This window comes from Nostoc sp. (genome assembly GCF_041747015.1).
Lineage (GTDB): Bacteria > Cyanobacteriota > Cyanobacteriia > Cyanobacteriales > Nostocaceae > Nostoc.
In genome coordinates, this window is sequence record NZ_JBGTFY010000282.1 from 21,355 (window position 1) to 28,091 (window position 6,737).

Below are 6,737 nucleotides of genomic sequence, written 5' to 3' on the forward strand. Positions count from 1 at the left end.
CCTTGTAGATTTGCTAGTCTACCTTGTGCGTTAACTTAAGGTTAAGAATCACCAAACAATGCTGGATGATTGTCTGCAATGAAAAATTCTGTTTTTAGCCAAAAAATCTATTCTTTCTTACTTGATATTTATCGATGGTACTTACAGACTCCTGAACGTTCTTTACATGAGGCTTACGATGCAGCGTTAAAGATTAAAGAAATAGAAGATAAGCATTTCAATGGTAATAAAATAGACTTTGACTCAGCAATGTACAGTAACAGTGTGATGAATTATTTTGAGTCAGACCTAAATAAGCTATTAAAAATTGCCAAAATGCGGCTTACAGAGTTTAGAGCAAGTCGTTGGTTTTTAGATGAAGAAAATCAAAAAGCTGCTCAGAAAGCAGGTATAGAATATCCCAATGCTTCTTTAGTTTTGGAAAAGCTAAACTTCATCGATCAAGTTATATCCAAATACACAACAATATCTAAACAAATAACTGACAAAGCTTTATTCGTCAAGCCTTCAAGTCTACCAATTGACTCCGCAATTACTCAAACATTACCATCTAAAATACCAATTCAAGACTTGGATAAAAAACCAAAGTCAAAACGTAAAGTTGATACAATGGGCGTTTTACCGCGCTCTATTTTCAGTACTCTCAGTCGTTTACAAGTTGAATTAGACCCGAATTCTGAACAAGAGGTAATTCAGAGTTTTCGTCAGACTCAAAGAAGAACAATAATATCTATCAGATTTATTTTATTATTAATAATAATACCACTTTTGACGCATCAGATAGCAAAAGCTTTCGTAGTAAGTCCATTTGTTGATCAGTTTAGAGGCAGAGAGCAAATACAGATATTCCTAAATTCCGAAATGGAAGAAGAAGCTCTAGTAAAATTACAAAGATTTGAAGAAAAAGTCAAGTTTGAAAATCTCATTAGTAATGCTGCTCCTCTATTACCTGAGCAGATAGAAATTGAAATTAGAAATAAGGCTCTTGTAATTGCTGAAGAATTTAGCCGTGAAAGTTCTAATGCTATCAAAAATGTTTTTGCAGATATTTTCTCAGTGGCAGCTTTTATCTGGCTTTTGGTCGTCAGCAAGTCTTCGATTGCTGTGCTAAAAGATTTCTTCGATCATATTGTCTATGGACTTAGTGATAGTGCCAAGGCATTTATCATTATTTTATTTACCGATATATTTGTGGGATTCCACTCTCCTCATGGCTGGGAAGTACTCTTAGAAAGTATATCGCGCCATTGGGGATTACCAGCAAATCGAGATTTTATCTTCTTATTTATTGCCACATTTCCAGTAATTTTAGATACCATTTTTAAGTACTGGATCTTCCGATATTTAAATCGGATATCGCCTTCAGCAGTTGCCACTTATCGTAATATGAATGAATAAATTTGATTTTTGAATTTGAGCGAAGTGGAATAATCTCAAAAATTTGAAATTTTGATGCAAATGACACTTGCTGGATTAGGAAAGCTAAACAAAGTTATTGCCATCAGCTTACCTGTATTTTTGTCGATTTTGCTAGTGCGGATGCAATCTTTGGCGCATCGGGAACTCAGTGCGCCAGAATGTCGCTTGAAAAAGTGGGATATACCAGTTTCCTTAACTGGTGAAAATAAAAATGCACTTCCACAAAAGCAAAAAGCACCATTGATTCAAAGGTTGCCAATTACTTGTTGTCAAGGTGATACCTCTTGTCTAGATGAGGTTCTCTATGGAGAAATAGCAGACAAAAAAGCACTGTTGATAGCGATCGCTCGCAGTCTCGAATACTTGCAAACACCGAATGCTGCGGCTGCTTATCAAAACTATCAGGTAGCAGGAATTACGCGCGATCGCATCTTCAAAAGCTTAAAAAGATTCCGCGAATTGCTAATAAAAACTAATTCTGCAACAGAATTACATCAAGCCATCGAGCGAGAATTTGTTCTTTACCAGTCAGTCGGAAAAGATAGCAAAGGTACTGTTTTATTCACCGCTTATTATGAACCGCTTTACGCAGCTAGTCGCGTCCCTACACTAGAATATCGTTATCCTGTTTATCGATTACCTCCTGATTTCAACTCCTGGACTAAGCCTCATCCGACACGCCTGGAGTTAGAAGGAGCAGACGCTTTACAAGGCGCAAAGGGTAAATTGCGAGGATTAGAGTTATTTTGGTTTCGCGATCGCCTTGAACCATATTTAGCTCAAATTCCAGGTTCAGCCAAACTCCAGTTGACTGATGGAACTCAGACAACCATAGGTTACGCCGATAATATCGCTTATAACTACAAAAGTATTGGGCGAGAATTAGCGAATGATCGCAAATTACCCCTACAAGGTATGACTATGCCAATTATTCTCGACTATTTTCAAAAGCATCCCCAAGAATTAAGTATTTACATTCCGCGCGATCGCAGCTTTGTTTTTTTTCAAGAGAACTACGGTAAGCCAGCCCAAGGTTCTATTAACGTACCACTAACAGCAGAGCGTTCTATTGCTACAGATAAATCTCTCATGCCTCCTGGTGCTTTAGCGTTGATTCACACCTCTATTCCCTTTGTTAATCCTACCGGAAAAATGGCAGAGCGCATTGTTAGTCGTTATGTTCTTGACCAAGATACCGGAGGTGCAATTAAAGGTGCAGGTAGAGTAGATTATTTTTTAGGTACTGGTAAATTAGCAGGCGATGCCTACGGCGGGCAAAGCCAACGCGCAGGTGTTACAGTCAGCAATGGACAATTATTTTATCTGTTACTCAAGTGAAATCGGCGGTTACAAACACTTAATTTTTTCTTAGTCCGCGGAGGCGGACTTTGTTTGTGTAGCTGCGAATGACCTTCGCCAGGTCTATGCCTCTAAATCCATCTCAGCATCGTCATCGTCATGATCATAAGGGATATCATCGAGGTCGATCATTTCTGATATTTCTTCTACTTCATTTAAATACTCAGATTCTTGATGTTCACGCTCTATTAAACGACCAGTTGACTTTAGCCATTCCAAGAGAATAAACTCATTACTTGTACGAATTACAGGCGCTCGCTGGTTACGAGGTTCTTCACGCAAAGGACTAATAGGCATAAAAAAAACTCACTTTTAATTACGGTTTATCGTGTAGAAACAGGAAAATTGTCCCCTAGAGTTAAAAGTCTTGTATAACAAGTCTTTTCTCAACAGATGAAATACGAACTCTTGAGATTTTTATCTCAAGTCCGTCTAATTACTTATCATGAAAATGTCTTCGCATCAGTCCTAATAATAAATCTTTAAGCGGACGCGATCTCACAACGCATTTGGTATTTTGGCAAGAGTTTCATACATATCAGAGGGCAAGGCAGACAATCTGTTTGCCACAGCGACTGCATCAGCTAAGTTGCTAAATTGACACCGAACTATATCTTGTCCATTTCCTGAAGGGAAACGCTTCCTAGCTTTGTTAGATACAGCACAAATAATCGCTAAAGCTTTGGCGAACCCATCTTTTGTTAATATTGTTTCTTGAGCGAACCCTTCAACAGGGATAAGGCAAACCTCAAACCGATAGCCCGGTCTGGGAGAAACAGCTATGTCAATATATGGTTTATCTTCTTTCCTGATTCGACGTAAATATTGGGCTGTCGAATTAGTGTCATGCAAATCAGTTCCAAGGGCATAAGTAAAGAAACAATCTTCTGTAAGGGATTCAGGACGGGTAATTATATCCGCTGGCATAAGTTCAAGTAGTATTCTTATGTTGTCTGGGTTTGTGACACACTTTACTGTCCGTTCTTCTTAGCACATTTTTTAACAGTAAGATGCATCAGTTTCAGTTCCCTGGGTAGATTAGCAATATAAACTGACATAAAACACCTCCAGAATCAAAGGGTGTAGAGATTTAGATTCGGAGAGGCAGCCATATAGTCAGTCACATGACCGAAAATATTTCTCAACATATCTAACCATAACACAGTTTATGGTTGAACTTTTTTCGACTATTCGTACCGATGGATATTCAGTCACAACAGTACGGTTGTATTCAATTGCGACTTTTTGATAACTGTTACTAAGTAAATTATCGCTAAAGGATAGATATTGTTTGCGTAGGCGTAGCCCGTCGTAGACATCGCATCATCTCATAAAGTAGTGTGGGTACTGTTTACCATTCACTCACACCCTTATTTTTAGCTTATATGCACTGCCCATCCTACGGTTATTGGGAATATTAGCTTAAGAACCTAAGAATTCAGGAGGAACCAGTACGTTAAGCCATCCTCAAGCAAAGCAAGTGGCTTCAATTGGCCTTTAGGAACGGAGCCGGAAAAACTCCAACTCCGTTCAGAATCCAGAATTCTTGGGAAATTAAGTATGCTATGGCTTCTCGATTTTCTTATTGATTAAAAAGACTTGGATATCCAAATCTTTTTAATTCTGGATTCTGAATCTTACCTAGACAATACTCAAATTAGCTCGGACAATAACATCATTAAAATCATTGTCACCCCCACCTGCTAAATCCTCAAAGCCAAAGGTGTTATTCCCTAGCTGACGAATATGATCTACCCCGTCAGCATTAGCACCCAAGAATGAGAAGTAAACTGCTGGATCATTATTGGAATTGCTATCTAAAAGGGCATCTGGTCTGCCATCGACGATAATAAATGGTGCAAAGATGGAACCAGGCTCGAAAATACCAGTATAAGTTGCCGTAGCTTGGTTGTTCACCGACAAGTCAATTCCTGCAACGCGTTGACCCATTGCGGCTTGGGCATAACCAGCTTGCCCAACAAGAATATCTGCCTGACCATCATTGTTGGTATCAATACCACCATTCTCATCAGCTAATTTATAGAATCCGACGAAATCGTCGAATGCAGCTTCTCGGTTTACAACAAAATCAGCTGTTACCTCTTGTTCAACATCCCGTAAATCAATCAATTCTCCTCCTGGCTGACTTTGTAAACTTGTACCCAAAGGTAATGGATCATTTGTAGGCTGAATTTCTACTACCAGATTCTGGAAATCAGTAGTGATATTACCAGAACCATCTTTCCAAGCTAAGGAGAACGCATCGTTATCTAAACTGGTAATCCTTTGATTTGAAGAGTCAGAAAATAGTACGTCAGTGATTGGTGTGATATTACTCAGCACATTTTCCGTTGTACTATTTTTGACTAAATAAAATCTCAGGTTACTATCAGATGGCAACTCTAATAAAGTATTTGCAGGACTGTTGCTAAACCCATTGGGTGGATTGGCAAGAGTTGAGAGAATCACCTGTCCTCGTTCTAAAGCTTTGCTGGCGTAACCTTCTTCGCCCGGTGCAATACCGTCAATGTTGCCTGTTGCATCATCAACAGCATATACACCGAATTCATTCACCAGCTTAGAATTGCTGCCTGTGACAGCAACATTGAGTGTTACCGTATCATTGCCACCTGTGATATTAAAGACATCATTACCACTGTTTATCAATTGTGGTTCTGGTTGTAATTGTGGAGTACCAAAGATCACATAGCTTTGTCCAGCCCCAGAGTCAGCACCAGATGCACCCACAAGCAAGTCATCAGCCCCATCGCCGTTGATATCCCCAGCAGCGCTGACTGAAATACCTGAGGCATCATCAGCATTAATGCCGTTGATGGCAAAGCCGTTACTGGGGTCAAGGTTAGCGAGGTCGAGGCTGCCACCAAAACCGTTAGTGCTGCCAAAGACCACGTAGCTCTGCCCTGCAATAGAGGCAGCAAAAGGTGCACCAATAATCAGGTCGCCGATGCCGTCGCTGTTAAAGTCCCCAGCACTGCTAACTGAAATACCTGAAAAGTCATCAGCATTAATGCCACTAATGGCAAAGCCGTTGCTGCCGTTGAGGTTAGACACATCAAAGGTGGCATCAAAACCGTTAGTGCTACCAAACACCACGTAACTTTGCCCGGCATTCGAGATGGCAAGCGGTGCGCCAATAACCAAGTCGTCGATGCCGTCATTGTTGATATCCCCAGCACTGCTAACTGATCTGCCCAAGGAGTCAGTACCATTACCGTTGATGGCAAAGCCGTTGCTGCCATCTAAGGATGAGAAGTCAAGGGTGGCACCAAAACCGTTAGTGCTACCAAACACCACATAGCTTTTTCCTGTACCCGGTCCACCAATAACCACGTCGTCGATGTTGTCGCCGTTGATGTCTCCAGCACTGCTGACTGAGAAGCCTGATAAATCAGTTTCATTGCCGTTAATCGCAAAGCCGTTGCTGCCATTCAGGTCTGAGACGTTAAAGCTAACACCTAAGCCGCTACTACTACCAAACACCACGTAGCTTTGTCCTGCACCAGAGATGGCATTTGGTGCGCCAATAATTAAGTCGGCGATGCCATCATTGTTGATATCCCCAGCACTGCTGACTGACCTGCCTGAGGAGTCGGAGTTACCATCGGAGTTAAAGCCATTAATACCGTTAATCGTAAAGCCGTTGCTACCGTCTAAGGATGAGAAGTCGAGGCTGGCGCTAAAGCTGTTAGTGCTGCCAAACACTACGTAGCTCTGCCCTGCACCCAAAATTGCACCCTCTGCGCCAATAATCAGGTCGTCGATGTTGTCGCCGTTAACGTCTCCGGCATTGCTGACTGAGCCGCCTGAGAAGTTTGCGGCACTGCCGTTGAGGGTAAATCCGTTGCTGCCGTCTAACGAGGAGAGGTCAAGGTTGGTACTAAAGCCGTTGCTGCTACCAAATACTACGTAGCTCTGCCCTGCACTTGCTGCGCCAATAA

5 protein-coding genes are annotated in these 6,737 nt (G+C 41.2%); 2 read left to right on the top strand and 3 right to left on the bottom strand.

Features of this window, described 5'->3' with window-relative positions; translation table 11 throughout:
• Positions 1–78: 78 nt before the first annotated feature.
• Together ACEW80_RS23350 and ACEW80_RS23355 are read left to right on the top strand one after the other, a co-directional pair.
• Positions 79–1,398 (top strand): proton extrusion protein PcxA, encoded by a 1,320-nt coding sequence (locus tag ACEW80_RS23350; protein ID WP_373528881.1) that lies wholly within the window; start codon positions 79–81, stop codon positions 1,396–1,398.
• A 54-nt stretch (positions 1,399–1,452) separates the two neighbouring features.
• Positions 1,453–2,757, top strand: coding sequence for a murein transglycosylase A (locus ACEW80_RS23355; RefSeq protein ID WP_373528882.1), 1,305 nt, complete (start codon positions 1,453–1,455; stop codon positions 2,755–2,757).
• A gap of 84 nt (positions 2,758–2,841) precedes the next feature.
• Here ACEW80_RS23355 and ACEW80_RS23360 read toward each other — a convergent pair whose 3' ends face one another.
• The 3 genes from ACEW80_RS23360 to ACEW80_RS23370 all read right to left on the bottom strand — a co-directional run.
• Entirely contained in the window at positions 2,842–3,075 is a 234-nt protein-coding gene (locus ACEW80_RS23360) for a DUF3134 domain-containing protein (protein WP_196514950.1), read from the bottom strand.
• Between the two features lie 201 nt (positions 3,076–3,276).
• Positions 3,277–3,705: a hypothetical protein gene (locus ACEW80_RS23365; protein ID WP_373528883.1), complete on the bottom strand. Its 429-nt coding sequence runs from the start codon at positions 3,703–3,705 to the stop codon at positions 3,277–3,279.
• A 714-nt stretch (positions 3,706–4,419) separates the two neighbouring features.
• Positions 4,420–6,737: DUF4114 domain-containing protein (locus ACEW80_RS23370; protein ID WP_373528884.1), on the bottom strand; the 2,318-nt coding region annotated here is incomplete at its 5' end.